Raw genomic sequence first — 22,733 nt, forward strand, 5'->3', positions numbered from 1 at the left:
GGAACGCCGCCTAAGGCGGGGCGGGCCCCGATCTAGGTATGTCCCGCCCTGGGTGCGCCCGCAGATAGGGCATCCACCCGATGTGCCGGGCCGGGCCTTAGGCCGAACATTGAAGATGTCAGGGAAAAGCAGCACATGTTCAGGAGAACAAGATGAACCCCGAACTCGAGTACGAGCTCATGAAGTCCTACGCCAGCGAGCTCCGGCAGGCCGCCGCCGAGCACCGCCGAGTACGCGAGGCCATGAAGGGAAACAAGACCGAGCGGCGCTCGGTCTTCGGCAAGCGCCGTTCGTCATGACCGCCCCAAGAGTGCCCGGCCGCGTCATCGCATGTGGCGGCCGGGCCTCTGCACCCCCCTAAACCCGTCGAATGCGATTGATAGGGCATGGCATGCTGAACGACATGCTGGGACGTTCGGTGAGTCCCGTCTTCGTCGGGCGGGCGGAGGAGCTCGTCGCACTCGGAGAGAGCTTCGACGAGGCGCGTAAGGGCACGGTGACGTCCGTGCTCATGGGCGGAGAGGCTGGGGTCGGCAAGAGCCGGCTCGTGCAGCGCTTCGCCGAGACCTGCGTGGCCGATGGCGCGCAGGTGCTGGTCGGTGGCTGCGTGGAGTTGTCGGCCGAGGGTCTGGCGTACGCGCCTTTCACCGCCGCGCTCAGGCAGCTCGTCAGAGAGCAGGGCCCCGCCGCGGTGGCCGCGCTGCTGCCCGAAGGGGGCCAGCGCGATCTGGCCAGGCTGCTGCCGGAGTTCGGCGAGCCCAGCGGCGACGGCGAGACCGACACGGGCCGCGCCCGGCTCTTCGAGCAGTTCCTCACCCTCCTCGAACGCCTCGCGGACAGCCGCCCCACGATCCTCGTCATCGAGGACATCCACTGGGCCGACCGGTCCAGCCGCGACCTGATCGCCTTCCTCAGCCGCAACCTGCACGCCCCGCAGGTGCTCATCGTCATGACCTACCGCTCCGACGACCTGCACCGGCAGCATCCGCTGCGCCCGGTGCTGGCCGAGCTCGGACGCGTCAACGGCGTCCACCGCCTGGACCTGCCCCGCCTGTCGCGCGACGAGGTGGCCGCCCAGATGGCCGGCATCCTCGGCGCCGCCCCCGAATACGTGAAGGTCCAGAAGGTCTACGAACGCAGCGAGGGCATTCCGCTGTTCGTGGAGGCCCTGCTCGACAGCGGCGAGGACTGCACGTTCCCCGAGTCGATGCAGGACCTCATCCTCAACGCCGTCGAACGGCTGCCCGAGGAGACCCAGCGCGTCCTGCGCATGGCCGCGGCGGGCGGCAACCGGGTCGGTCACGCGCTGCTGGCCGCCGTCAGCGGGCTGTCGGAGATCGAGCTGGAGGCGGCCCTGCGCCCCGCCATCGCCGGGAACGTGCTGCAGATCGCCGACAACCGCGCCTACGTCTTCCGGCACGCGCTGATCCGGGAGGCCGTGCACGAGGAGCTGCTGCCGGGCGAGCACCAGCGCCTGCACTCCAGGTACGCCGAGGAGATCTCCAAGGACCGCTCGCTCGTCCCGCCCGGTCGCGCCGCCGTCGAGCTGGCCCACCACTGGTACGGGGCCCGCAACGACCTCTGGGCCCTGGTGTCGGCCTGGGAGGCCGCGCAGAAGTCGTTCAAGGCGTACGCCTACACCGAGGCCGTGCCGCTGCTGGAACGTGTGCTCATGCTCTGGGACCGGGTCCCCGACGCCGCCCGGCGCATCGGCGTGGACCACACCGCCGTGCTCGAACGCGCCTCCGAAGCCGCGAACGCCGGTGGCGAGGTGGACAAGGGCGTGAAGTTCGTCAAGGCCGCCCTCGCCGAGCTGGACGAGAACGAGGAACCGGACCGGGTGGCCCAGCTCATCGTGCGCCAGGCGTCGTTCAAGGTGTCCAAGGGCCAGATGGGCGTCATCGAGCTGCTCCGGCACGCCCTGCGACTGGTGCCCGAGCCGTGCCCGGTGCGCGCGGAGGTCGTCATGACGCTGAGCAGGCAGCTCATGCTGCGCGGCCACGTCGCCGAGGCCGACGAGCTGATCGTCGAGGGCCTCGACCTGGTCAGGCGGTCCGGCGACCGGTGCCTCGAAGCCGACCTGCTGATGAACATGGCGCTCGGCCACTCGCTGCGGGGTGAGCTGGAGCGGGTCATCGCCGTCAACGAGCAGGCGATCGGCCTCGGCAAGGACGAGGGTTCGGGCCGGATCATCATCAGGGCGCTCGGCAACAACATCGACTCCCTGATCGACATGGGCCGCGCCGAGGAGGCCCTGCGCCTGTCGGAGGAGGCCTGGCGCTACGCCAAGAAGTACGGCCGGCTGCGCGGCAGCGGGCTGTTCATCCTCAACAACTGGGCCGAGGCGCTGGAGTCCCTCGGCCGCTGGGACGAGGCGCTCGACCGCGTGGAGAGCACGCTCAACTACGGGCCGGTCCTGCGCACCCGGTACGCCGTGCTGCGCGTCCGGGCCGACATCGGGCTGGCCAGGGGCGAGGTGCAGCTCGTCGAGGGCATCCTGTCGGAGATCGGCGTGCTCAAGGACCGCCCTGAGGACTTCGTCCAGGACGTCATCAGCAACGCGCGCCTGCACATCGGCTGGCACCTGCTCAAGGGCGAGCCGTGGGCGGCGCTGGACGTGGCCGAGCGGGCGCTGTCGCATCCGCGGCTGCCGAGCAAGGCCATGCTGGGCTGGCGGCTGCTCTCCCTGCTGCGCACGGTCTGCGACGCGGCGGAAGACCTCGAACCCGACCGGACCGCCGCGGTCCGGGCGCACGCCGCCGAGCTGGCGGCCGAGCTGACGATCAGCGGGCCGGTGGCGGATGCGTACCGGCTGTCCTACAGCGGTGACTTCGACGCCTCGGCGGCGGCGTGGGAGCGGCTGATGCGCCCGCACAACCAGGCCAAGGCCCTGCTGCGCGCGGCCGGCGCCGCGGCCAGGAGCGGCGACAGGGAGGGCGCGGCGACCCGGCTCCGGCAGGCGCGCCCGCTCGCCGTCGAGCTGCGCGCCACCCCGCTGGTCGAGGAGATCGAGGCGTTGTCGCGCCGCGTGGGCGGCGGCCAGCAGGCCCAGGAGACGGCGTCGGAGCTGCTGACGCCGCGTGAGCTGGAGGTTCTGCGCCTGGTGACCCAGGGCCGCACCAACAGGGACATCGCCGCCCAACTGTTCATCTCGGCGAAGACGGTCAGCGTGCACGTGTCGAACATCCTGGCCAAGCTGGGTGTCACCACGCGCGGAGAGGCCGCCGCGGCGGCGCATCGCCTGTCCCTCCTCGCGTAGGAGCTCCAGGCCCCTCGGAGCACTCGGACCGACCGTCTACGCTGGCAAGGTGATGTCCCTATACCTCACCCTGGGCTGACGGCGATGTTCGACTACGCACCCGCGCCAGAGTCGCGCGACATTGTCGACCTCAAGCCGTCGTACGGGTTGTTCATCAACGGTGAGTTCGTGGACGGCTCCGGCTCTCCCTTCAAGACGGTCAACCCGGCGACGGAGGAGAAGCTGGCGGAAGTCGCCTCCGCCTCCTCCGACGACGTCGACCGGGCCGTGCAGGCGGCGCGCAAGGCGTTCGGCGTGTGGAGCGCCCTGCCGGGCGCCGAGCGGGCCAAGTACCTGTTCCGCATCGCGCGCCTGATCCAGGAGCGGGCCCGCGAGCTGGCCGTCCTGGAGTCGCTCGACAACGGCAAGCCGATCCGCGAGTCGCGCGACGTCGACCTGCCGCTGGTAGCGGCCCACTTCTTCTACTACGCGGGCTGGGCCGACAAGCTGGCCTACGCCGGGTTCGGCACCAAGCCGCTCGGTGTGGCCGGTCAGGTCATCCCGTGGAACTTCCCGCTGCTCATGCTGGCCTGGAAGATCGCTCCCGCGCTGGCCTGCGGCAACACGGTCGTGCTCAAGCCGGCCGAGACCACGCCGCTGACCGCGCTGCTGTTCGCGGAGATCTGCCAGCAGGCCGAGCTGCCGCCGGGCGTGGTCAACATCGTGACCGGCGCGGGCGACACCGGCGCCGCGCTGGTGGCCCATCCCGACGTCAACAAGGTGGCCTTCACCGGCTCCACCGAGGTCGGCCGGATCATCGCCCGCACGGTCGCGGGCACCGGCAAGAAGCTCACGCTGGAGCTCGGCGGCAAGGCCGCGAACATCGTCTTCGAGGACGCCGCCATCGACCAGGCGGTCGAGGGCATCGTCAACGGCATCTTCTTCAACCAGGGCCACGTCTGCTGCGCGGGCTCCCGGCTGCTGGTGCAGGAGTCCGTCCACGACGAGCTGCTGGAGTCGCTGAAGCGGCGGCTCGGCACGCTGCGGCTCGGCGACCCGCTCGACAAGAACACCGACATCGGCGCGATCAACTCGGCCGAGCAGCTCGCCAAGATCCGCGAGCTGTCCGAGGCCGGGGCCGACGAGGGCGCCGAGCGCTGGTCGCCCGCGTGCGAGCTGCCCGACCGGGGCTACTGGTTCCCGCCCACCCTGTTCACCGGGGTCGCCCAGTCCCACCGGATCGCCCGGGAGGAGATCTTCGGGCCGGTGTTGTCCGTGCTGACCTTCCGTACCCCCGCGGAGGCCGTGGAGAAGGCCAACAACACCCCGTACGGGCTGTCCGCCGGGATCTGGACGGAGAAGGGCTCGCGCATCCTGTGGATGGCCGACCGGCTGCGGGCCGGGGTCGTCTGGGCCAACACGTTCAACAAGTTCGACCCCACCTCGCCGTTCGGCGGCTACAAGGAGTCGGGGTACGGCCGTGAAGGCGGTCTCGCGGGGCTGGAGGCCTACCTTGACGTGTGATCATCGCCGTGCCCGGCGGTCCGGGCGGCGTGCCCAGGCCACCGGCGGCCACGCCTTCGCCCGTGCCGGCCGGCCCGTACGCGTCGGCTGGTTCGCCCACCGCTGCGGCGTCAGCAGGTGCGGCCAGGTGTTCGCCCCGGTTCAGACGACGCAGGAGTCCACGTGGAGAGGTCGGGGCGATGAGTAGGTTGTCCGTCAGAAAGACCTACAAGCTGTACATCGGCGGGGCCTTCCCGCGCTCGGAGAGTGGGAGGTCCTATCCCGTGACCTCGCCCAAGGGCGACTTCCTCGCCAACGCCTCGCGCGCCTCGCGCAAGGACGCGCGCGACGCCGTGGTGGCCGCGCGCAAGGCGTTCCCCGGCTGGTCCGGCGCGACCCCCTACAACAGGGGGCAGATCCTCTACCGCGTCGCCGAGATGCTGGAGGGGCGGCGCGGGCAGTTCGCCGAGGAGCTGGGCACGGGCAAGAAGGCCGCCCTTGAGTCGGTGGACGCGGCGGTCGACCGGCTGGTCTGGTACGCGGGCTGGTCGGACAAGATCACGTCGGTGCGCGGGTCGGCGAACCCGGTGGCGGGGCCGTACCTCAACCTGTCCTCGCCGGAGCCGACCGGGGTCGTGGCCGTGGTGGCGCCCGCCGATCCGCTGCTCGGGCTGGTGTCCGTGGTCGCGCCGGTGATCGTCACCGGGAACACGTGCGTCGTGGTCGCCTCCGAGCCCTCACCGCTCGCCTCGATCACGCTGGCCGAGGTGCTGGCCACATCCGACCTGCCGGGCGGGGTGGTCAACATCCTGACCGGACGGCAGGCCGAGCTGGCGCCCTGGCTGGCCGCGCACATGGACGTCAACGGCCTCGACCTCACCGGCGTCGAGGACGCCGACCTGGCGCTGCGCTGCGAGCAGGAGGCGGCCGAGAACCTCAAGCGCGTGCTGCGTCCCGTGCGCGAGGACTGGACGGCCGATCCGGGGCTCGGGCGCATGACGCGGTTCCTGGAGACCAAGACCGTCTGGCATCCGGCCGGCGTCTAGGAGAAACCGGGCGGGCGCAGCGGCGGGTGGGCCGCCTGGAGCTGGGCTGCCAGGGCCAGCAGGTGCGGCTCGCCGCCCGGCGGCGCCACGAGCTGCACGCCGATCGGCAACGCGCTGGAGTGCGTGGCGACCGGCACGGTCATCGCCGGCCAGCCGCACAGGTTCCAGGGGCCGGTGGTGGGCGCGTACCTGACGTTGACCAGCAGGTTGGGCAGGAGGCCGCGCCCGGCCCAGCGGTCGGCGCGCGGCGGGAGCGCGGCGAGCGCCGGCGTGATCATCACGTCGGCGTCGCCGAACCAGGTGTCGGCGCCGTAGCCGCTCCAGCGCTCGCGGCCGCGCCGGCCGTCCAGGCCGATCCTGGTGAGCACGCGTCCGGCGCGGGCGAGTGCGCGGGTGCGGCGTTCAAGACCGCGCGGGTCGAGGCCGTCCGCCGCGGCGGCGGCCCGGCCCAGCCAGGTGGCCACCGCGGCGGGGCCGAGCCAGGCGGGCAGGCGATGCGGGTGCTCGACCACGGTGTGCCCGGCCTGCCGCAACGTCTCGGCCGCCGCTCGCACCGCCCCCTGGAACTCCCGGTCGACGGGCAGGCCCGGCGGCAGCGGCTGTGGGGCGTAGGCCACCCGCAGGTCGAACGGCTCCGGGCTGTCCTGGGGCGGCTGCGGCTCCCACACCTCGTCGTCGTCGGCCCACACCGAGCGGAGCATGCGCGGCTTCGGCTCGACCCGGTGGCCGGTACGCCACGCCTCGGCCAGCGCCGGGTCGGCGGCCAGCACGGACAGCGCGAGCGACAGGTCGGCCGCGGTCGTGGCCAGGGGGCCGTTCTCGGTGAGCCCGTCCCAGTCGTCGGCGGGCGGGGGGACCAGGCCGGTCCCCGGCTTGACGGCCAGCACGCCGCAGCAGGCGCCCGGGATGCGCAGCGACCCCATGCCGTCGTTGCCGAGGGCGATCGGGACCATCCCGGCCGCCACCGCCGCCGCGCTGCCCGAGGAGGAGCCGCCGGCGGTGCGGCCGAGGTTCCAGGGGTTGCGGACGACGCCGTACGGGCCGTCGCCGAAGCCGACCAGCCCCAGCTCCGGCAGGTTCGTCAGCCCGACGACCACCGCGCCCGCCGCGCGCAGCCGGGCCACGGCCGGATGGTCCTCCGGGGCGGGCGCGCCGGGGGTGGCGGCCGAGCCGCCGCGGGTGGGCTCGCCGGCCACCTCCAGGTTGTCCTTGACGGCCACCGGCACCCCGGCGAGCGGCAGGTCGGCCAGGTCGCGGCGGTCGTCCAGCGCCCGCGCCTCGTCCACCGCCCGCTGCCTGACCAGCCGGAACGCGCCCACCTGGGAATCCCGTTCGGAGATGCGGCGAAGGTGCTCCGCCACCACGGTCGTGGCCGTCACCTCGCCGCGCCGGACGGCCGTCGCGATCTCGATGGCGGTCCTGCCTGCCCACAACATGTCTAGAGTGTGCAGGTTTTCACTCTTCCTTGCGAGAGCTCCTGCCCGGCTCCCGCCCGGCCTCCTTCAACGCCAGCCGCAGCGCGAACTCGATCTGCGCGTTGATGCTGCGCAGGTCGTCGGCCGCCCACTTGGCGATGGCGTCGTAGACGGCCGGATCGAGGCGGAGCAGGAGCTTCTTGCGCTCAGGCATACAGACTGCCGGCGTTCACCACCGGCTGGGTCGCCCGGTCGCCGCACAGGACGACCAGGAGGTTGGAGACCATCTGGGCCTTGCGCTCCTCGTCGAGCTCCACAACCCCCTCCGCGGCCAGCCGGTCGAGCGCGAGCTGGACCATGCCGACCGCGCCCTCGACGATCCTGGTGCGGGCGGCGACCACCTGGCCGGCCTGCTGGCGCACGAGCATCGCCTGGGCGATCTCCGGCGCGTAGGCCAGGTGGGTGATGCGGGCCTCCAGGATCTCGATCCCGGCCAGCTCGGTGCGCTCGCGCAGCTCGGCGGTCAGCTCGCCGGCGACCTCGGCGCCGTCGCGCAGGCTGGTGCGCTCGGGCTCGTGCGAGTCGTACGGGTGGGTGGTCGCGAGGTGCCGCACGGCGGCCTCGGACTGGATCGCGATGTACTGCTCGTAGTCGTCGACGGAGAAGGCGGCCTTGGCCGTGTCGGTGACCTTGTAGACCACCACCGAGGCGATCTCGACCGGGTTGCCGTCGGCGTCGTTGACCTTGAGCTTGGCGGTCTCGAAGTTGCGGACCCGGCGGCTGATCCGGCGCTTGGTGGTGAACGGCGCCACCCACTGGAGCCCCGCCACGTCGACCGTGCCGACGTAGCGGCCGAGGAACTGCACGACCTTAGCCTCGTTGGGGTTGACCACGGTGAAGCCGGAGGCCGTGAGCGCGAAGAGCACGATCCAGGCTATGCCGAGCGTCTCGAACGAGACCAGCGCCGCGCCGCCCGCCAGCAGGAGGAGGACGAGCAGGACCAGGAATCCGTTGATCCGGAAAGCACGACGTTCCATCGCGACTCCTTGCTATCGAAGTGATATCACCATGATAGCCATATAAACTCCATGCGCGTGAACGGATCTTCACTTGCCGTCGGCCAGCGCTCGCTGGGCGACCCCTCGATCGAGTTCCCGTTGTCCCCGCCGCTCACGAAGGGCTGTCCGCGTACCAGCACCGACGAGATCGCCTATCCGGTCGAGGTCGTCTACGACTACGGCCGCGTCGACAAGGGCCTGTTCGACCAGGAGCCGGGGCCGGACATCGCGCGCTGGTCGCCGCTGCTGCCGTCCCTGGAGGCGCCCACGCTGGGCGAGGGCGGCACCCCGCTGCTGGAGTTCGACGGGATCCACCTCAAGGACGAGTCCCAGAACCCGACCTGGTCGCACAAGGACCGGCTGAACCGCGTTGCGGTCAGCGCGGCCGTGGCGGAGGGGGCGGCCGGGGTGGTGGTGGCCTCGTCGGGCAACCACGGCGCCTCGGCCGCCGCGTACGCCGCCCGCGCCGGGCTGCCCGCCATCGTGCTGGCCTCGGCGGAGTCGCCGGCCGCTGTGCAGGCGTTCGTGCGGGCGTACGGGGCCAAGGTGTTCTCCATGCCGGCCGACGAGCGGTGGCCGCTGCTGCGGGAGATCGTGGACCGGCTCGGATACCACCCGGTCAGCAACCAGACCGTGACCCACACCGGCCATCCGTACGGGCCCGAGGGGTACAAGACGATCGCGTACGAGCTGTTCCTCCAGCTCGGACGGGTGCCCGCGGCGGTCTTCGCGCCCACGGGCTACGCCGAGTTGCTGTTCGGGGTGTGGAAGGGCTTCACCGAACTGCGGCTGCTCGGGCTGGCCGGGGGTGTGCCGCGGATGTTCTCCTGCGAGCCGGCCGCGGGCGGCCCCAACGCGCGGGCCCTGGCCGACGGGGCGCCCGCGGCGATCGTCGAGCTGGGGGCCAGCGCGGCGTACGGGATCGCGGGGTCGGTCGGCGGGCACCGGGGCGTGCTGGCGGTGCGCGACAGCGGTGGCGAGGCGGTGCTCGTGACGGACGACGAGATGCGCGCGGCCCAGCGGGACCTGGCGCGGCAGGGGGTGTGGCAGGAGCTGTCGGGGGCGGCGGGCCTGGCGGCCTGCCGGAAGCTGCGCCGGGACTTCGACGGGCCGGTGGTGTGCGTGGGCACGTCGAGCGGGTTCAAGGACCTGGGGGTGGGCGAGGAGACCCACCCGGCCCGCACGGGTTTGACCCTGGCCGACCTGACGGACTGACGCCTCCTGCCCGCCGCCCCTCGGCCTTCGGCCCCCGGCCCCCGGCCCTCGGCCCTCGGCCCTCTTGCGCCCGGCCCTACCCCCTCAGGGCTTGAGCAGGATGCGGAGAGGGCCGAGGGTGGTGAAGCCGTGGGCGAGGGCGGCCGACGGGTCGCTCTCGTAGCCGACCAGCGGGCGGCCGGGGAACAGCTCGGCCGCCATCGCCACCGTGCCCTCCCAGGCGGCGGACTCGTCGCAGCCGGCCGCGAAGACGTTCGAGACGCCCGTCACCGTGCCGCTCGCGTTGAGCGCCGCGCCGCAGACCACGTCGCCCCCGATCCGGCCGCACACCAGCCGCACGTCGGGATCGTCGAGCAGCGCGGGCGGGAACAGGCCGGGCGCGCCGCCGGAGAAGCAGGCCGCCGCCCACTCCTCCAGCGTTCGCGGGTCGCCGGCCACCTCCCACACGACCGGGTCGCCGGTGGCCGCCCGGAGGGGACGCCGCGGCGCGTCCGGAGCGGGCCGGCCGATCCACTGGGCGGAGAACAGCACGTCGAAGCCGGGCAGGTCGAGCGTGCCGAAGCTGTCCTTGACCGAGGCGCCCGAGCCCGCGTCGATGCCGTCGAGCACGTCGGCCGCCCCGGCGCCGGGGGAGAGCGTGACGGCGTCGGGAAAGAGAACGGGGGTCCTGGCCGGGTTGGTCCAGGCGAGCGGGCCGAAGACGCCGGGACGGCCGTGCGCCCGGCACATCGTGTCGCACCAGGCGGCGTTGTTGCGGACGGCTTCGTCGATCAAGGTCGGCTCCGGTTGACGCGGCGGGTGGGCGGCGCGGTGAGTGGATCCTCCGGCCATGGGTGCTTAGGGTAACGCCCCCTCATTTCGGCCCGTACGGACCGGTAGGCGTCCCGCCAGAACGACGCCAGATCGGCGGTCACCGCCACCGGACGGCCGGCCGGGGACAGCAGATGGACCAGCAGGGGCACCCCGGCGATCCGCGGCGTCTCCTCCCAGCCGAACAGTTCCTGCAACTTCACCGCCAGCACCGGCTGCTCGCCGGAGTAGTCGACCCTGATCCGCGAGCCGCTGGGGACCTCGACGTGTTCGGGGGCCACGTTCTCCAGGCGTTCGCTCCACGGGATCAGGCGGCGCAGGGCGGCGGCCACGTCGATGCGCTCGACGTCGGCCCGGCGGCGGGCCCTGGACAGCTCCGGCTCCAGCCACTGGTCGGCCAGGGCGATCAGGTCGTCGGTGGCGGGCCACGGGGGGCCGATCGCGCGGTGGGCGAAGGTCAGGCGGTCCTTGAGTTCTCTGGCGGGTCTCGTCCAGGTCAGCAGGTCTTCGGTGCGGAGGCCGTGCAGGATGGCGGGGCGTACGTCGGCGTCCTTGAGCGGGGTGGACGACAGCTCGATCGCGCCCAGGCGTTCGACCACGCGGGCCGACACGTCGCCGCGCCGCTCGCCCGGCGGGACCCGCCAGGTGACCTCCTCCTCGACCGTCGTGGGCAGGGCCAGCCTGGCGATCTCCTCGTCGATCACCACGGCCTGGCGCACGCGGGCCGAGGCCGAACCCGTGGGCCTGTCGGCGACGGCGATCGCCAGCCACGGCGCGGTGGACAGCCTGGAGCCCTCGGCGAGCTGGGCCTGCGTGCCCGACGCCATGAGGTACCCGCCGCCGCGCCGCCGCGCCACCCGCTCCGGGAACGCCAACGCCACCGCCATCCCGGCCAGCACGTCGTCACTCACCTCCCGGCCGCCGGCCCCCTCACCGGAGGAGCGGGGGCCTGAGGGGGTCGGGGCGGCCGGGGGCTGCGTGGCGGCTCGGGTGAGGCGGGCGGTTTCCTGGCGCCAGCGGGCGGCGAAGCCCGTGCCGCCCCTCCGGGCCGTACGCCAGACCTCGGCGAGGTCGTCGCCCGCGTCCTTGGGCAGTTGCTCCGACAGCAGCGCCACCACCTCGGCGGCCCGAGGGCCGAGGTCGATCAGGGCCCTGGCCAGGCGGGGATGCACGCCCGCCAGCGCCATGCGCCGCCCGCGACCGGTCACCCGCCCGCCCTCCAGCGCGCCCAGAGCCTCCAGGGTGCGGACGGCGGCCGCCATCGCGGCGGGCGGCGGCCGGTCGAGCAGGGCCAGGCCGACCGCGTCGGCGTCGCCCCAGCAGGCCGCCTGGAGCGCGAACCCGGTCAGGTCGGCGAGTGCGATCTCCGGCCGCGCGTGGTCGGCCAGGCGCTCGTGCTCGGCCGCCGACCAGCAGCGGTACACGGCGCCCGGGGCCTCCCGCCCGGCGCGGCCGGCCCGCTGGTCGGCGGACGCCTTCGAGACCCTGACCGTGGTGAGCGACCCGAGCCCCCGGGCGTGGTCGGTACGGGGCTCGCGGGCCAGCCCCGAGTCCACCACCACGCGCACCCCCGGCACCGTCAGGCTCGACTCGGCCACCGACGTGGCCAGCACGACCCGGCGTCCGGCCCCGGGGGACAGGACGGCGTCCTGCACGCGGGCGGGCGCCTGGCCGTGCACCTGGAGCACGTCGAGGTCGCCCAGCATGCCCGCGACCCTGCCGATCTCGCCCACCCCCGGCAGGAAGCACAGGACGTCGCCGTCGCGCTCGGCGTACGCCCGCCGGACGACCGAGGCCACGTGCGCCAGCAGCGCGGGATCGACGCGCAGGCCGTGGGGCGGCGCGACCGGACGCTCCGGCGGCGCCCACACGGTCTCCACCGGATGGGCCGACCCCGTGGCGGCCACCACCGGCCCGCCGAGCAGCAGCGACCAGGGGGCCGCGTCCGCGGTGGCCGACGTGGCCAGCAGCCGCAGATCGGGGCGGAGGGTCTCGCGCACGTCGAGCAGGAACGCGAGGGCGGTGTCGGCGTCGAGGTGGCGTTCGTGGCACTCGTCGAGCACGACCGCGTCGACCCCGGCGAGCTCCTGGTCGCGCTGGAGCCGCTGGAGCAGCACGCCGGTGGTGACGACCTCGACCATGGGGTTCGCCCCGGTGTGCCGCTCGCCGCGGATCGTGTAGCTGACGCCCATGCGTCGGGCCGCCGCGCGTACGGCCAGCCGCCGGGGCTCGGCGACCAGCACCCGCAGCCCGGTCTCGGCCAGCGCCAGGGGCACGACCGTGGTCTTGCCCGTGCCGGGCGGCGCGGTGAGCACCGCCGTGCCGTGCCGGTCCAGCGTGGCGAGCAGCTCGGGCAGCGCGTCGTGGATCGGCAGCCGGTCAGGTCGTGGCATGCGAGGCCGACAACACGGAGTCGAGCAGGCCGGGGAAACGTGCGTCGAGGTCGCCGCGGCGCAGGCTGATGTACTTGAGCCGGCCCTCCTGCTTGGAGACGATCACGCCCGCCTCGCGCAGCGCGCGGTAGTGGTGGGAGGCCGTCGACTTGTGGACGCCGAGATGGTCGCCCGCGGCGGTGCACGTCATCTCGCCCAGGGTGGCCAGGCGGACCACGATCTCCAGCCGGACGGGGTCGGCGAGCGCACGCAGGACCTCGGTGAGCTGGATGTCCTCCTTCGCGGGGTGCGGTAGCAGGCGCATGGTGGCACCCTACCTCCCTCTCATTGTTTGACAACTATCCAACAATAATGACAGTTTGACGGGCGTCCAACTGTTTGACTGGAGGTTCCATGAGTTCCCGGCTCTATCCCCTTGCTGCCGGAAATTTCGCCATCGGTACTGGCATGTTCGTCACCGCTGGGCTGCTCACCCCCATCTCCCGAGACCTCGGGATCTCCACGTCCGCCGCCGGGCAGCTCATGACCGTGTTCGCCCTGGCGTACGCGGTGTTGTCGCCCTTGTTGGCCGCGCTCACCGCCCGGCTGTCGCGCAAGCGGCTGCTGCTGACGGCGCTGGCCGTGTTCGTCGCGGGCAACGTGTTGACCGCGCTGGCTCCGACGTACCCGCTGGTCATGGCCACGCGGGTGGTGGCCGCGGCCGGCGCGGCGATGTTCACGCCGACCGCCTCCGGCGTGGCCAACGCGCTGACCTCGCCCGACCGGCGCGGGCGGGCGCTGGCGCTGGTGATGGGCGGGCTGTCCGTCTCCTCGGCCGTCGGTGTGCCACTGGGCACCTGGCTGGGCTCGGTCTCGGGCTGGCGGGCGACGTTGTGGCTGGTCGTCGGCCTGGGCGTGGTCGGGTTCGCCGGGGTGGCGGCCCTCGTGCCCGACGTCCGGATCGCTGTGTCGGGACGGCTCGGCGAGCGGTTCGCGCCGCTGGCCGACCGGCGGGTGCTGGTGGTGCTGGTCACGCAGCTGCTGATGTTCGGCGCCGGGTTCACCGCCTACACCTACATCGGGTCGCTGTTCGACCTGCCGCTGCCGGCCGTGCTGTGGGCGTGGGGGCTCGGCGGCATCGTGGGCAACCAGCTCGGCGGGCGTCTCACCGACGCGTACGGGCCGCGCAGGATGGTGCTGATCGGCCTGGCCGCCTCCACGGTGTTCCTGGCCCTGATCCCCGTCGCCAACCTGGCCCTGCCGATCGCCCTGGTCTGGGCGCTCCTGTGGGGCGCTCTCGGCTGGCTGATCGCGCCGGCCCAGCAGTTCAGGACGGTGGCCGCGGTGCCGGGCAACGTCTCGATCGGGCTCGGCCTGCTGGCCTCCGCCCAGTACGTGGGCCTGTTCGCGGCCGGCATCGCGGGCGGCGTGGCCCTGGACGCCTACGGCAGGACCGGGGTGGTCGTGCTGGCCACCGGGCTGGGCCTGGTGGCGCTGCTGTTCACCCTGGTCACCTACCCCCGGGTGGCGGCGGTCTCGTCGAGCGGGAGCGTGCCCGTCAAGTAGTGCTGGACGTTGGGCGCGGTCAGGGCCGCCACCTGGCGGGCAGGCAGCGAGGCCAGCGGGTCGAGCTTGAGCATGTAGCGGATCATGGCCAGGCCGAGCAGTTGCGAGGCCGCCAGCAGCGCGCGGACCTCGGGCTGCCCGCCGGGCAGCCGGCGGGCGATCGGGGCGAGCAGTTCCCTGCCCAGCAGCTCCTTCAGCAGCGCGGCCGTGGCCGGGGTGGCGGCGGCCGCGTGCAGCAGGGCCGAGAGCCGGGGGCCGTGCTCCGGGTGCTCCCACAGCTCCAGGTAGCGGGTCACCAGCCGCTCGCCCATGCCCGGCACGTCGCCGTCGAGGGCGCCGACCATCAGCGCGACCGGCATGCTGGCCTTGATCGCGGCCTCGAACAGGCCGTCCTTGCTGCCGAAAAAGTGCATCACCAGGGCCGGATCGACGCCCGCGGCCCGCGCCACGGCCCTGATCGTGGTGCCGCCGTAGCCGTGGGCGGCGAAGGACTCCATGGCCGCTTCCAGGATCTCGTGCCTGGTCTGCGGGTTTCCCGGTCGTCTTCCGCGTTCCTCGGCCATGGGTCTATTCAACCACGTGGAATTCATCTACCCTCAAATTCAACATCGATGAACTCATCAGGTGGTGAAAAATGCGCAGGATCATTGGCCTCGTCATCGGGGTCGCCCTGCTCGGGATGCTCTTCGCCGGGTCGTTCCTCGGGGCCTTCCACGCGCCCGAACCGCACGGCGTCCCCGTCGCCGTCGTCGCGCCCGCCGAGCAGGTCGGGCAGCTCCAGGGCGGCATCGACGGGCGGCGGGCCGGGGCGTTCACATTGAGGGCGTACGGCTCGGCCGCGGCCGCGCGGGCCGCGCTGCTGGACAGGGAGGTCGACGCCGTGCTGGTCCCGGCGGAGGGCCGGCTGGTGGTGGCGAGCGCGGGCGGCCGCACCGGGGCGACGGTGATCACCGCGGCCTTCCAGGCGGCCGCGCAGGCGCAGGGCCGCACCCTGAAGGTCGAGGACGCCGTGCCGCTGCCGCCCGGAGACGCCGGCGGCATCTCCGGCATGTTCTACGTGCTCAGCGTGATCCTGCCGGGGATCGCGCTGTCCGTCCTGCTCGCCAGGGTCGCGCCAGGGCTGGGCCTGGCGGCACGGGCCGGCGTCCTGCTGGCGGGCTCGCTGGTGGCGGGCACGGCGAACGCGTGGCTGGCCGACGTCGTGTTCGGCGCGCTGCCGGGCAGCTTCGGCCCGCTGGTGGCGGTCTCGGCGGGCATCGCGCTCGCGGTCGGCCTGGTGGTCGCCGGGCTGGTCAAGGTCATCGGCACGCCGGGCGTCGGGGTGGCGGCGCTGCTGTTCGTCCCCATCGGGCTGCCGGCGAGCGGCGGGCCGCTCGGCGCCCGCTACATCCCCGAGTGGTACGCCGCCGTCGGCCGCGTCCTGCCCGTCGGCCCGGCCGCCGAGGCGGTGCGCAACACGGTGTTCTTCGGCGGGGCCGCCCTGTGGACGCCGATCGGGGTGCTGGCCCTGTGGGCGCTGCTCGGCCTGGTCCTGCTCGCCCTGCCGGGACGCCGGGCGCAGGCGGCTCCCGCCGTCCCGCGCACGCCGGTGGCGGCCTGATCTTCTCCGCCTCGGAGCTGACCTCCGGTCGCCCAGCAGGCGGACGACGGGTGGCGGCGGCGGCACGTACCGTCGCCGGCATGTTCAGGAATCAGGTGACCTTCCGCCGCGTCGCGGCGGGCACGCTGCTCATCGTGGCCCCGCTCCTCCAGACCGTGGCCGTCGTCCTCGACCCCGGCACGTGGGGCGACTCCCGGGAGGCGGTCAGCTACGGCGACAACCCCGCCCTCGCCCAGGCCGAGTCCGCGCTCTACCACTGGAGCTGGCTGCTCATGGCCCTGGCGGCCCTCGGCCTGGTGCACCTCACCAGGCGCCGGGTCACGGTGCTCGGGCACATCGCGGGCGCGGCCACGGTCGTCGGCTACATCTCGATGTCCGCCCTGCTGATGATGGACCCCGTCGAGTGGTGGCTGGGCCGCCACAACCCGCCGGACCAGGCGCAGAAGATCCTCGACGAGATGCTGAACCTGCCCGGCGTCATCTTCGGCTTCCAGATCCCGTGGATGTTCTTCGGGCTGCTCGGCCTGCCGCTGCTGGTGGCCGCCGTGTGGCGGACCGGGTTCGTCGGCTGGTGGGTGCCGCTGCTCGTCCTCGTCGGGTACGTCGTCTCCTTCCCCATCGAGTACGGCCCCCTGACCGTGCTGTTCTGGGCCCTGCCCGTCGTCGGCCTCGGCTGGACCGGCCTGAAGGTGCTGCGCATGGGCGACGAGGCCTGGGCGTCCTACTACCCTTCGCCCGCCCTCGACCGGACGGCGGTCCCGGCCCAGTCGGCCTAGATCGACTAGGCCGGGATCCAGTTCAGGGTGACCGCCAGGATGACGAAGAAGCCCAGGAGGATGCGGTAGATCACGAACGCGGTGAAGCGGTGGGTGCTGATGTACTTCAGGAACCACGCCACCGCCGCGTAGCCGACGGCGAACGAGATCAGCGTCGCCAGGATGGTGGGCCCCCAGGCGGGGGCCTGGTGCTCGCCGATGTCCTTGAGCTCGAACGCTCCTGAGGCCAGCACGGCGGGGACGGCCAGCAGGAACGAGTATTTGGCGGCGTCCTCGCGGCGGTAGTCGAGCAGCAGGCCCGCCGTGATCGTGCCGCCCGAGCGGGAGACGCCCGGGATGAGGGCCAGCGCCTGCGCGAAGCCGTAGACGACGGCGTGGGTGAAGCTGAGGTGCTTCTCCAGGGTGAGCTTGTTGCGCGCGGTGCGGTCGGCGAACCACAGGATGCAGCCGAAGACGATCAGCGTCGTGCCGACCACGCGCAGGTCGCGGAAGACGGTCTCGATCTGGTCCTTGAACGCCAGGCCGAGCACGCCGATCGGGAGCGTGCCGACGATGACGTACCAGCCCATGCGCGCGGCCCAGTGGCCGCGCAGCTCTCTGTCCCACAGGGAGCGGACCCAGGTGGAGACGATCTCCCACAGCTCCTTGCGGAAGTAGATGAGCACCGCGGCCTCGGTGCCGAGCTGGATGACCGCCGTGAAGGCCGCCCCCGGGTCCTGCCAGCCGAAGAAGGCCGAGACCACACGGATGTGGGCGCTGGAGGAGATCGGCAGGAACTCCGTGAGCCCCTGGACGAGCCCCAGCACCACCGCTTCGAGCCAGCCGATCACGACTACACCTTCCGGTTACGGGAGTGACCAGGGTGAGGTTAGCGGAAACGGAGGCCGCGCAGTTGCCCGCCCGGAACGTTGAGCAGGGTCGGCCGGAGCCGGCCCGCCCTCAGCGTCCGGCCCACGCCGCGGCGTTGGCCCCGGCGTAGTCGGCGAAGTCGCGGGCGGGACGCCCCAGCGCCTCCCGGACGCCGTCCGTCAGGTGGGCGTTGCGGCCGTCGAGCACCTCGGTGAACAGCCCGGTCAGGCCCTCGGCCTCCTCCTTCGGCACGCCCGCCGCCACCGCCCCGGCCACGTACTCCTCCGGCGTGACCTGGATCGAGATGATCGTGCGGCCCGTGGCCCGCGACAGCTCGGCCGCCGCGTCGGCGAACGTCAGCAGCCTCGGGCCGGTCAGCTCGTACAGGCGGCCCGCGTGCCCGTCCTGGGTGAGGGCGGCCACGGCCACGTCGGCGATGTCGTCGGCGTCCACGAACGGCTCGGCCACGTCGGCCACCGGGATCGCCAGCACGCCGTCGAGGACCTGGCCGAAGAGGAAGCCCTCGCTGAAGTTCTGCATGAACCAGCCGCAGCGCACGATCGTCCAGTCCAGGCCGGAGTCCCGCACGGTCTGCTCGCTCGCCTCGGCGCCCGGCTCGCCCCGGCCCGACAGCAGCACCAGCCGCCGCACTCCGGCCTCCGCGGCGAGCCGGGTGAGCTCCCGGACGTCCTCGTACGCGCCGGGCAGGGCCAGGTCGGGGTAGTAGGCGACGTACACGGCCTCGACGCCGTCGAGCGCGGCGGCCCAGGTGGAGCGGTCGGCCCAGTCGAAGGACGGGGTGGCCGAGCGGGAGCCGATCCGCACGGGAAGGCCGAGAGAGGTGAGCCGGTCAGCGATGCGGCGGCCGGTCTTGCCGGTTCCGCCCAGAACCAAAATCGTCATGCATCTAGTAAGCCGTCATACCCATAAGACTCTCCATGGTTGAGAAGCGCGTTGCCATATGCGATCGTCTAGCCCATGGATCAGCTCGCGGCATTGCTCGACGGACCGAGAGCGCGGAGCGCCTTCCTGCTCCGGTCGGTCCTCGACCCGCCGTGGTCGATGCGCATCCAGGACGAGGCCCCGCTCACGCTCGTGGCGCTGGTGTCGGGCGAGGCGTGGGTGCTGCCGGACAAGGGCAGGCCTACCCGCCTCGACCCCGGGCAGGTGGCCATCCTGCGGGGGTCCGAGCCGTACGTGGTGGCCGACGACCCCGGCACCGCGCCGCAGATCGTCATCCACCCCGGCCAGCGCTGCGCCACCGTCGACGGGGAGTCGCTGTACCAGTCGATGGACCTCGGCGTGCGCACCTGGGGCAACGACGCCGAGGGCGGCACCGTGCTGATCACCGGCACGTACACGATGGAGGGCGAGGTCAGCAGGCGGCTGCTCGACGCGCTGCCCCAGCTGCTCGTGCAGCCCGGCGGGCCGATCATCGCGCTGCTCGGCGCCGAGATCGTCAAGGACGACCCGGGCCAGTCGGCGGTGCTCGACCGGCTGCTCGACCTGCTGCTGATCGCGGTGCTGCGGTCGTGGTTCGCCACGCACGAGGCGCCCGCCTGGTACCGCGCGATGGGCGACCCGATCGTGGGCAGGGCCATGCGGATGTTGCACAACAACCCCGCCCACCCCTGGACGGTCGCCGCGCTCGCCGCCGAGGTGGGGGTCTCCAGGGCGGCGCTGGCCAGGCGGTTCACCGACCTGGTGGGGGAGCCGCCGATGTCCTTCCTCACCGACTGGCGTCTGGCGCTGGCCGCCGACCTGCTGCGCGAGCCCGACGCCACGATCGGCTCGGTGGCCAGGAAGGTCGGTTACGGCAGCCCGTTCGCGCTCAGCGCGGCCTTCAAGCGCGTACGCGGCGTCAGCCCCCAGGAGCATCGCACCGGAGCGGCGAGATGAAGCCCCTGCTGCTGCTCGACGTCGACGGCGTGCTCAACCCGATGGGCCGCCCCACGCCCGACTTCCGGCGCTACCGCTGCACGATCGGCACCGACGTCTACACCGTGCACCTCAACCCCCGCCACGGCCGCAGGCTCCTCGACCTGGCCCTGACCACGGGCGCCGAGCTGGTCTGGGCCACCACCTGGGAGCACCACGCCAACGAGTGGATCGCCCCCAGGATCGGCCTGCCCGCGCTCCCGGTCATCACCATGAACCCCGACCAGCCCCGGACCGAGCACGGCGAGATGTTCAAGACGCCGTACGTCGCCGCGTACGCCGGGCGGCGGCCGTTCGTGTGGTTCGACGACCAGGTGTGGGCCCAGGACGAGGAGTACCTCAGGGTGCATCAGGGTCTGGAGAATTTCCTCCTGATCCACGTCGACCCCAGACATGGACTGACCAGGGAACATCTGGGAATGGCACATGAGTGGCTGACCCTTACAGGGTTTTCTCAGGGTCCCTAGCGGGATATCGGCGGCACTGCTGTCCGTTTCACCGGTAGGTCATCACGACACGGAGGAACAGCATGTACCGCTCAAGGGAGCACAGGATTCTGGCCGGCGTCTGCGGCGGGCTCGCCGACAAGATGGGCCTGCCCCCCACCCTCGTCCGGATCCTCTGGCTGCTGCTGTCGCTCATCCCCGGGCCGCTGTGGGTGGTCTACGTCGCCATGTGGATCCTCATCCCGGAGGAGCCGAGGGGCTACTCCGCCCACTGACGCCTCGGCCGGGCCGCCGAACCACCGCGTGAGCGCCGCCTCGGCGGGCTCCGCGCGGGGTTCGGCCCAGGCCACGTAACCGTCGGGGCGCACCAGCAGCCCGCGGTCACCGCGTACGACGTCCACCCGATCGGCCCAGCGCGCCCCGGCGGCGAGCAGGGCCGGGTCGGAGGTGACGAGCAGCCCGCGCCCGTCGTCCAGCCGCAGCCCCTCGGGCATGAAGGCGCCGACGAGCGGGTTCGGGCCCGGCGCGTACCGGACCGACACCGCGCTCACGTCCTCGGCCAGCTTCCTGTTGGCCTCCGGCACGGTCATGAGCTGGGCGAACAGGTCGCGCAGCCGGGTCGTCCCGGCGTCCGGCGCGGCCAGCTCGACCTGCTGGAGCGTGTTCGCCAGCACGTCGGCGGCGACCGGGTGGCGTTCGGCGTGATAGCTGTCGAGCAGCCCGGCGGGGGCCGTCCCGCGCACCGCCAGGGCCAGTTTCCAGCCCAGGTTGACGGCGTCCTGGAGGCCGGTGTTCATCCCCTGGCCGCCGAACGGCATGTGCACGTGGGCCGCGTCCCCGGCCAGGAACACCCGGCCGGCCCGGTAGCGCTCGGCCTGCCTGGCCGCGTCGGAGAAGCGGGACAACCAGGTCGCGCCGGTGATCTCGGGTGCGGCGTCCCCGAGGTGCCGGCGTACGCCTGCCGCGAACTCCTCGATCGTCACGGGCGCGTCCCTGTCCTCGTGCACCCGGCCGTAGTCGACGGTCAGCATCCTGGTCGAGCCGTCGGGCCGGACGAACGGCCACTGGAACAGGCCGTGGCCGGTGCGGAGCCAGCCGGTCGGCGTGCCGCCGACGACCGTGACGTCCCCGACGTAGGCGGCCACGGTGGCGGGGGTGCCGGGGAAGGCGATCCCGGCCAGCTTGCGCACCGCGCTCCGGCCGCCGTCGCAGCCGACGAGCCAGCTCGCCCGGTACGTCGTGCCGTCGCCGGTCTCGACCGTCACGCCCGACCCGTCCTGGGCCAGCCCGGTCACCGCCCGGCCCCGGACGATCTCCGCGCCCAGCTCCAGTGCCCGCGCCTCCAGGATCTCCTCCACCCGCGACTGCGGGACCAGCAGCCCGTACGGGTGCGGGGTCCGTGTGGCCGTGAGGTCGAGCACCCGCATGCCGGCGAAGTGTTGTAACGCCAGCTGGGGCGCGTCTTCGAGCCGGTCGAGCAGCCCGCGCATGGCGAAGGTGTCGACCGAGCGGGGGTGCAGGTTGAGCGCCCTGGACAGCCCCGTGGGCGCGGCGAGCCGTTCGAGCACGAGCGTGCGCACACCGTGCAGGCGCAGCTCGCAGGCCAGCATCAGCCCGACCGGGCCGGCCCCGGCGATGACGACGTCCATCCACGTCTCCTTATCAACGATAAATGCTTATCACTGATAAAGCCTTATCTTTGATAAGTTGTCAAGCGTGGAACGGCGGACGGCGGTACGCGCGGCCCTGCGGCTGCTCAACGAGGTGGGCATCGACGGGCTGACCACCCGCAGGCTGGCCGAGGAGCTGGGCGTGAAGCAGCCGGCCCTCTACTGGCACTTCAAGAACAAGCAGGAGCTGCTCGACGAGATGGCCGAGGAGATGCTCGCCGACACCCTGGAGCGTCTCGACGTGCCCGAGCCGGGCCAGGAATGGGACAACTGGCTCATGTCCCGCGGGCGGGTGATCCGCCGCACGCTGCTGTCGTACCGGGACGGCGCGCTCGTGCACGCGGGCTCCCGGCCCACGCCGCGCCGGCTGGCGGAGGTCCCGGAGCTCATCAGGCCGCTCACCGAGGCGGGCTTCACCGGGGAGCAGGCGATCAGGGCCCTGATCTCGGTCGGCAGGTTCGCGCTCGGCTCGGCGATCGACGAGCGCGGCGCCGCCGTGCCGCTCGACGCGCGGCCGGAGGAGGATCCCGACGGCGACTTCGAGTTCGGGCTGCGTGCGCTGGTGTCCGGGATGCGTCTTATCCTCGAAGGATGAGGGCAAGGCCGCTGACACTCGTCCAGGACGATCTCGTCGACTACGACACGGCGATGGAGCGCATGACCGACCTCGTCGGGCAGCGCCAGCAGGACGAACGGCCGGACACGCTCTGGCTGCTCAGCCACCCGCCGGTCTACACCGTCGGCCGGCGCACGCCCGCCGAACACCTGCCCGACCCCTCGCGCGGCATCCCCGTGCTGGAGACCGGGCGCGGCGGGCAGCTCACCTACCACGGCCCCGGCCAGCTCGTCGGCTATCTCATCGTCAAGCTCGGCGACGACCAGGGCATCGTCGACTACGTGCGCGAGGTGGAGCTGCGCCTGGTGGAGGCGCTGGGCAAGCTCGGCCTGGCCGCCGAGCGGCGCGACACCCCGCCGGGCTCGGAGCTGCTGACCGGCGTCTGGACGTCCGCGACCGGCCGCAAGATCATCTCGATCGGCATGCGCCAGAGCAGGGGCGTCACCAGCCACGGGTTCGCGCTCAACGTCGACGGCGACCTCACGCCCTGGAACTGGGCGGTGGCCTGCGGCATGCCCGACGTGGACATGACCTCGCTCAAGCGCGAGCTGGGCGACATCACCATGCACGACGTGCGGGCCGCCGTGGCGGCCGCCTTCGAGGCGTCCTGACCCG

Annotated in this window: 22 protein-coding genes and 1 pseudogene; 13 read left to right on the forward strand and 10 right to left on the reverse strand. The window is 72.7% G+C overall.

What is annotated here, in order from left to right:
• Window positions 1–152: 152 nt before the first annotated feature.
• From ACWCSU_RS15305 to ACWCSU_RS15320, 4 genes are all read left to right on the forward strand, one after another.
• Complete coding sequence (locus ACWCSU_RS15305) at window positions 153–299, forward strand: hypothetical protein (RefSeq protein ID WP_357706342.1); 147 nt, start codon at window positions 153–155, stop codon at window positions 297–299.
• Window positions 300–403: 104 nt separating this feature from the next.
• Window positions 404–3,259 (forward strand): helix-turn-helix transcriptional regulator, encoded by a 2,856-nt coding sequence (locus tag ACWCSU_RS15310; RefSeq protein WP_357706343.1) that lies wholly within the window; start codon window positions 404–406, stop codon window positions 3,257–3,259.
• An 84-nt stretch (window positions 3,260–3,343) separates the two neighbouring features.
• Complete coding sequence (locus ACWCSU_RS15315) at window positions 3,344–4,762, forward strand: aldehyde dehydrogenase family protein (RefSeq protein WP_449935515.1); 1,419 nt, start codon at window positions 3,344–3,346, stop codon at window positions 4,760–4,762.
• Between the two features lie 179 nt (window positions 4,763–4,941).
• Window positions 4,942–5,787, forward strand: a complete 846-nt coding sequence (locus ACWCSU_RS15320) for an aldehyde dehydrogenase family protein (protein ID WP_357706345.1) — start codon at window positions 4,942–4,944, stop codon at window positions 5,785–5,787.
• On the opposite strand, the gene ACWCSU_RS15325 is transcribed toward ACWCSU_RS15320, so the two are convergent.
• Genes ACWCSU_RS15325 through ACWCSU_RS15335 form a run of 3 tightly spaced genes read right to left on the reverse strand, consistent with a single transcriptional unit; the run spans window position 5,784 to window position 8,239 of the window.
• The gene (locus ACWCSU_RS15325; RefSeq protein ID WP_449935517.1) at window positions 5,784–7,223 is read right to left on the reverse strand and encodes an amidase; all 1,440 of its coding nucleotides are present in this window, start codon (window positions 7,221–7,223) and stop codon (window positions 5,784–5,786) included. The genes ACWCSU_RS15320 and ACWCSU_RS15325 overlap by 4 nt on opposite strands.
• 19 nt (window positions 7,224–7,242) lie before the next feature.
• Complete coding sequence (locus tag ACWCSU_RS15330; protein ID WP_357706347.1) at window positions 7,243–7,416, reverse strand: hypothetical protein; 174 nt, start codon at window positions 7,414–7,416, stop codon at window positions 7,243–7,245.
• Complete coding sequence (locus tag ACWCSU_RS15335) at window positions 7,409–8,239, reverse strand: SPFH domain-containing protein (protein ID WP_357706348.1); 831 nt, start codon at window positions 8,237–8,239, stop codon at window positions 7,409–7,411. The genes ACWCSU_RS15330 and ACWCSU_RS15335 overlap by 8 nt, the downstream gene beginning before the upstream one ends.
• A gap of 57 nt (window positions 8,240–8,296) precedes the next feature.
• Here ACWCSU_RS15335 and ACWCSU_RS15340 point away from each other — a divergent pair, with 57 nt between their 5' ends.
• The gene (locus ACWCSU_RS15340) at window positions 8,297–9,475 is read left to right on the forward strand and encodes a threonine synthase (protein WP_449935520.1); all 1,179 of its coding nucleotides are present in this window, start codon (window positions 8,297–8,299) and stop codon (window positions 9,473–9,475) included.
• 84 nt (window positions 9,476–9,559) lie between these two features.
• Here ACWCSU_RS15340 and ACWCSU_RS15345 read toward each other — a convergent pair whose 3' ends face one another.
• The 3 genes from ACWCSU_RS15345 to ACWCSU_RS15355 are packed head-to-tail and all read right to left on the reverse strand — an operon-like array spanning window position 9,560 to window position 12,982.
• Window positions 9,560–10,249, reverse strand: coding sequence for a hypothetical protein (locus ACWCSU_RS15345; protein WP_449935523.1), 690 nt, complete (start codon window positions 10,247–10,249; stop codon window positions 9,560–9,562).
• A complete protein-coding gene (gene hrpB / locus ACWCSU_RS15350; protein ID WP_449935525.1) occupies window positions 10,246–12,678 on the reverse strand; it encodes an ATP-dependent helicase HrpB in 2,433 nt (810 codons plus the stop codon). Before hrpB ends, ACWCSU_RS15345 begins: the two co-directional genes overlap by 4 nt.
• Window positions 12,665–12,982 (reverse strand): ArsR/SmtB family transcription factor, encoded by a 318-nt coding sequence (locus tag ACWCSU_RS15355; RefSeq protein WP_357706352.1) that lies wholly within the window; start codon window positions 12,980–12,982, stop codon window positions 12,665–12,667. The genes hrpB and ACWCSU_RS15355 overlap by 14 nt, the downstream gene beginning before the upstream one ends.
• 89 nt (window positions 12,983–13,071) lie before the next feature.
• On the opposite strand from ACWCSU_RS15355, the gene ACWCSU_RS15360 reads away from it, so the two are divergent.
• The gene (locus ACWCSU_RS15360; protein ID WP_397042114.1) at window positions 13,072–14,223 is read left to right on the forward strand and encodes an MFS transporter; all 1,152 of its coding nucleotides are present in this window, start codon (window positions 13,072–13,074) and stop codon (window positions 14,221–14,223) included.
• Here ACWCSU_RS15360 and ACWCSU_RS15365 read toward each other — a convergent pair.
• On the reverse strand, window positions 14,172–14,786 hold the full coding sequence (locus ACWCSU_RS15365) for a TetR/AcrR family transcriptional regulator (RefSeq protein WP_364102289.1): 615 nt from the start codon (window positions 14,784–14,786) through the stop codon (window positions 14,172–14,174). The genes ACWCSU_RS15360 and ACWCSU_RS15365 overlap by 52 nt on opposite strands.
• A gap of 71 nt (window positions 14,787–14,857) precedes the next feature.
• Between ACWCSU_RS15365 and ACWCSU_RS15370 the strand changes: the two genes are divergently transcribed.
• Together ACWCSU_RS15370 and ACWCSU_RS15375 are read left to right on the forward strand one after the other, a co-directional pair.
• Window positions 14,858–15,823: a hypothetical protein gene (locus tag ACWCSU_RS15370; protein WP_397042115.1), complete on the forward strand. Its 966-nt coding sequence runs from the start codon at window positions 14,858–14,860 to the stop codon at window positions 15,821–15,823.
• An 80-nt stretch (window positions 15,824–15,903) separates the two neighbouring features.
• Window positions 15,904–16,599 carry a hypothetical protein gene (locus ACWCSU_RS15375; protein WP_357706356.1) on the forward strand — a complete coding sequence of 232 codons (696 nt, stop codon included), beginning with the start codon at window positions 15,904–15,906 and terminating at the stop codon, window positions 16,597–16,599.
• A gap of 5 nt (window positions 16,600–16,604) precedes the next feature.
• Here ACWCSU_RS15375 and ACWCSU_RS15380 read toward each other — a convergent pair whose 3' ends face one another.
• Together ACWCSU_RS15380 and ACWCSU_RS15385 are read right to left on the reverse strand one after the other, a co-directional pair.
• Entirely contained in the window at window positions 16,605–17,429 is an 825-nt protein-coding gene (locus ACWCSU_RS15380) for an undecaprenyl-diphosphate phosphatase (protein ID WP_357706357.1), read from the reverse strand.
• Between the two features lie 109 nt (window positions 17,430–17,538).
• Window positions 17,539–18,351, reverse strand: a complete 813-nt coding sequence (locus ACWCSU_RS15385) for an NAD(P)H-binding protein (protein ID WP_449935530.1) — start codon at window positions 18,349–18,351, stop codon at window positions 17,539–17,541.
• Between the two features lie 75 nt (window positions 18,352–18,426).
• On the opposite strand from ACWCSU_RS15385, the gene ACWCSU_RS15390 reads away from it, so the two are divergent.
• The 3 genes from ACWCSU_RS15390 to ACWCSU_RS15400 all read left to right on the forward strand — a co-directional run bounded on the left by ACWCSU_RS15390 (window position 18,427) and on the right by ACWCSU_RS15400 (window position 20,107).
• Window positions 18,427–19,347, forward strand: a complete 921-nt coding sequence (locus ACWCSU_RS15390; protein ID WP_449935533.1) for an AraC family transcriptional regulator — start codon at window positions 18,427–18,429, stop codon at window positions 19,345–19,347.
• A complete protein-coding gene (locus tag ACWCSU_RS15395; RefSeq protein WP_357706360.1) occupies window positions 19,344–19,853 on the forward strand; it encodes an HAD domain-containing protein in 510 nt (169 codons plus the stop codon). Before ACWCSU_RS15390 ends, ACWCSU_RS15395 begins: the two co-directional genes overlap by 4 nt.
• Before the next feature lie 122 nt (window positions 19,854–19,975).
• The gene (locus ACWCSU_RS15400) at window positions 19,976–20,107 is read left to right on the forward strand and encodes a PspC domain-containing protein (protein ID WP_229824750.1); all 132 of its coding nucleotides are present in this window, start codon (window positions 19,976–19,978) and stop codon (window positions 20,105–20,107) included.
• 21 nt (window positions 20,108–20,128) lie between these two features.
• On the opposite strand, the pseudogene ACWCSU_RS15405 reads toward ACWCSU_RS15400, so the two are convergent.
• Window positions 20,129–21,481 (reverse strand): annotated as a pseudogene (locus ACWCSU_RS15405) (FAD-dependent monooxygenase); the annotation flags it as partial.
• Window positions 21,482–21,548: 67 nt separating this feature from the next.
• Between ACWCSU_RS15405 and ACWCSU_RS15410 the strand changes: the two are divergent.
• Window positions 21,549–22,097 (forward strand): TetR/AcrR family transcriptional regulator C-terminal domain-containing protein, encoded by a 549-nt coding sequence (locus ACWCSU_RS15410; protein ID WP_357706362.1) that lies wholly within the window; start codon window positions 21,549–21,551, stop codon window positions 22,095–22,097.
• Entirely contained in the window at window positions 22,094–22,729 is a 636-nt protein-coding gene (gene lipB, locus ACWCSU_RS15415) for a lipoyl(octanoyl) transferase LipB (protein WP_357706363.1), read from the forward strand. The genes ACWCSU_RS15410 and lipB overlap by 4 nt, the downstream gene beginning before the upstream one ends.
• Window positions 22,730–22,733 lie beyond the last annotated feature (4 nt).

The sequence above is a fragment of the Nonomuraea sp. NPDC001699 genome (assembly GCF_053596455.1).

Bases quoted from the DNA above. Each gene is read 5' to 3' on its own strand.
- ACWCSU_RS15305 (WP_357706342.1), top strand. From the start codon at position 153: ATGAACCCCGAACTCGAGTACGAGCTCATGAAGTCCTACGCCAGCGAG.
- ACWCSU_RS15310 (WP_357706343.1), top strand. From the start codon at position 404: ATGCTGGGACGTTCGGTGAGTCCCGTCTTCGTCGGGCGGGCGGAGGAG.
- ACWCSU_RS15315 (WP_449935515.1), top strand. From the start codon at position 3,344: ATGTTCGACTACGCACCCGCGCCAGAGTCGCGCGACATTGTCGACCTC.
- ACWCSU_RS15320 (WP_357706345.1), top strand. From the start codon at position 4,942: ATGAGTAGGTTGTCCGTCAGAAAGACCTACAAGCTGTACATCGGCGGG.
- ACWCSU_RS15325 (WP_449935517.1), bottom strand. From the start codon at position 7,223: ATGTTGTGGGCAGGCAGGACCGCCATCGAGATCGCGACGGCCGTCCGG.
- ACWCSU_RS15330 (WP_357706347.1), bottom strand. From the start codon at position 7,416: ATGCCTGAGCGCAAGAAGCTCCTGCTCCGCCTCGATCCGGCCGTCTAC.
- ACWCSU_RS15335 (WP_357706348.1), bottom strand. From the start codon at position 8,239: ATGGAACGTCGTGCTTTCCGGATCAACGGATTCCTGGTCCTGCTCGTC.
- hrpB (WP_449935525.1), bottom strand. From the start codon at position 12,678: ATGCCACGACCTGACCGGCTGCCGATCCACGACGCGCTGCCCGAGCTG.
- ACWCSU_RS15355 (WP_357706352.1), bottom strand. From the start codon at position 12,982: ATGCGCCTGCTACCGCACCCCGCGAAGGAGGACATCCAGCTCACCGAG.
- ACWCSU_RS15360 (WP_397042114.1), top strand. From the start codon at position 13,072: ATGAGTTCCCGGCTCTATCCCCTTGCTGCCGGAAATTTCGCCATCGGT.
- ACWCSU_RS15365 (WP_364102289.1), bottom strand. From the start codon at position 14,786: ATGGCCGAGGAACGCGGAAGACGACCGGGAAACCCGCAGACCAGGCAC.
- ACWCSU_RS15370 (WP_397042115.1), top strand. From the start codon at position 14,858: ATGCGCAGGATCATTGGCCTCGTCATCGGGGTCGCCCTGCTCGGGATG.
- ACWCSU_RS15375 (WP_357706356.1), top strand. From the start codon at position 15,904: ATGTTCAGGAATCAGGTGACCTTCCGCCGCGTCGCGGCGGGCACGCTG.
- ACWCSU_RS15385 (WP_449935530.1), bottom strand. From the start codon at position 18,351: ATGACGATTTTGGTTCTGGGCGGAACCGGCAAGACCGGCCGCCGCATC.
- ACWCSU_RS15390 (WP_449935533.1), top strand. From the start codon at position 18,427: ATGGATCAGCTCGCGGCATTGCTCGACGGACCGAGAGCGCGGAGCGCC.
- ACWCSU_RS15395 (WP_357706360.1), top strand. From the start codon at position 19,344: ATGAAGCCCCTGCTGCTGCTCGACGTCGACGGCGTGCTCAACCCGATG.
- ACWCSU_RS15400 (WP_229824750.1), top strand. From the start codon at position 19,976: ATGGGCCTGCCCCCCACCCTCGTCCGGATCCTCTGGCTGCTGCTGTCG.
- lipB (WP_357706363.1), top strand. From the start codon at position 22,094: ATGAGGGCAAGGCCGCTGACACTCGTCCAGGACGATCTCGTCGACTAC.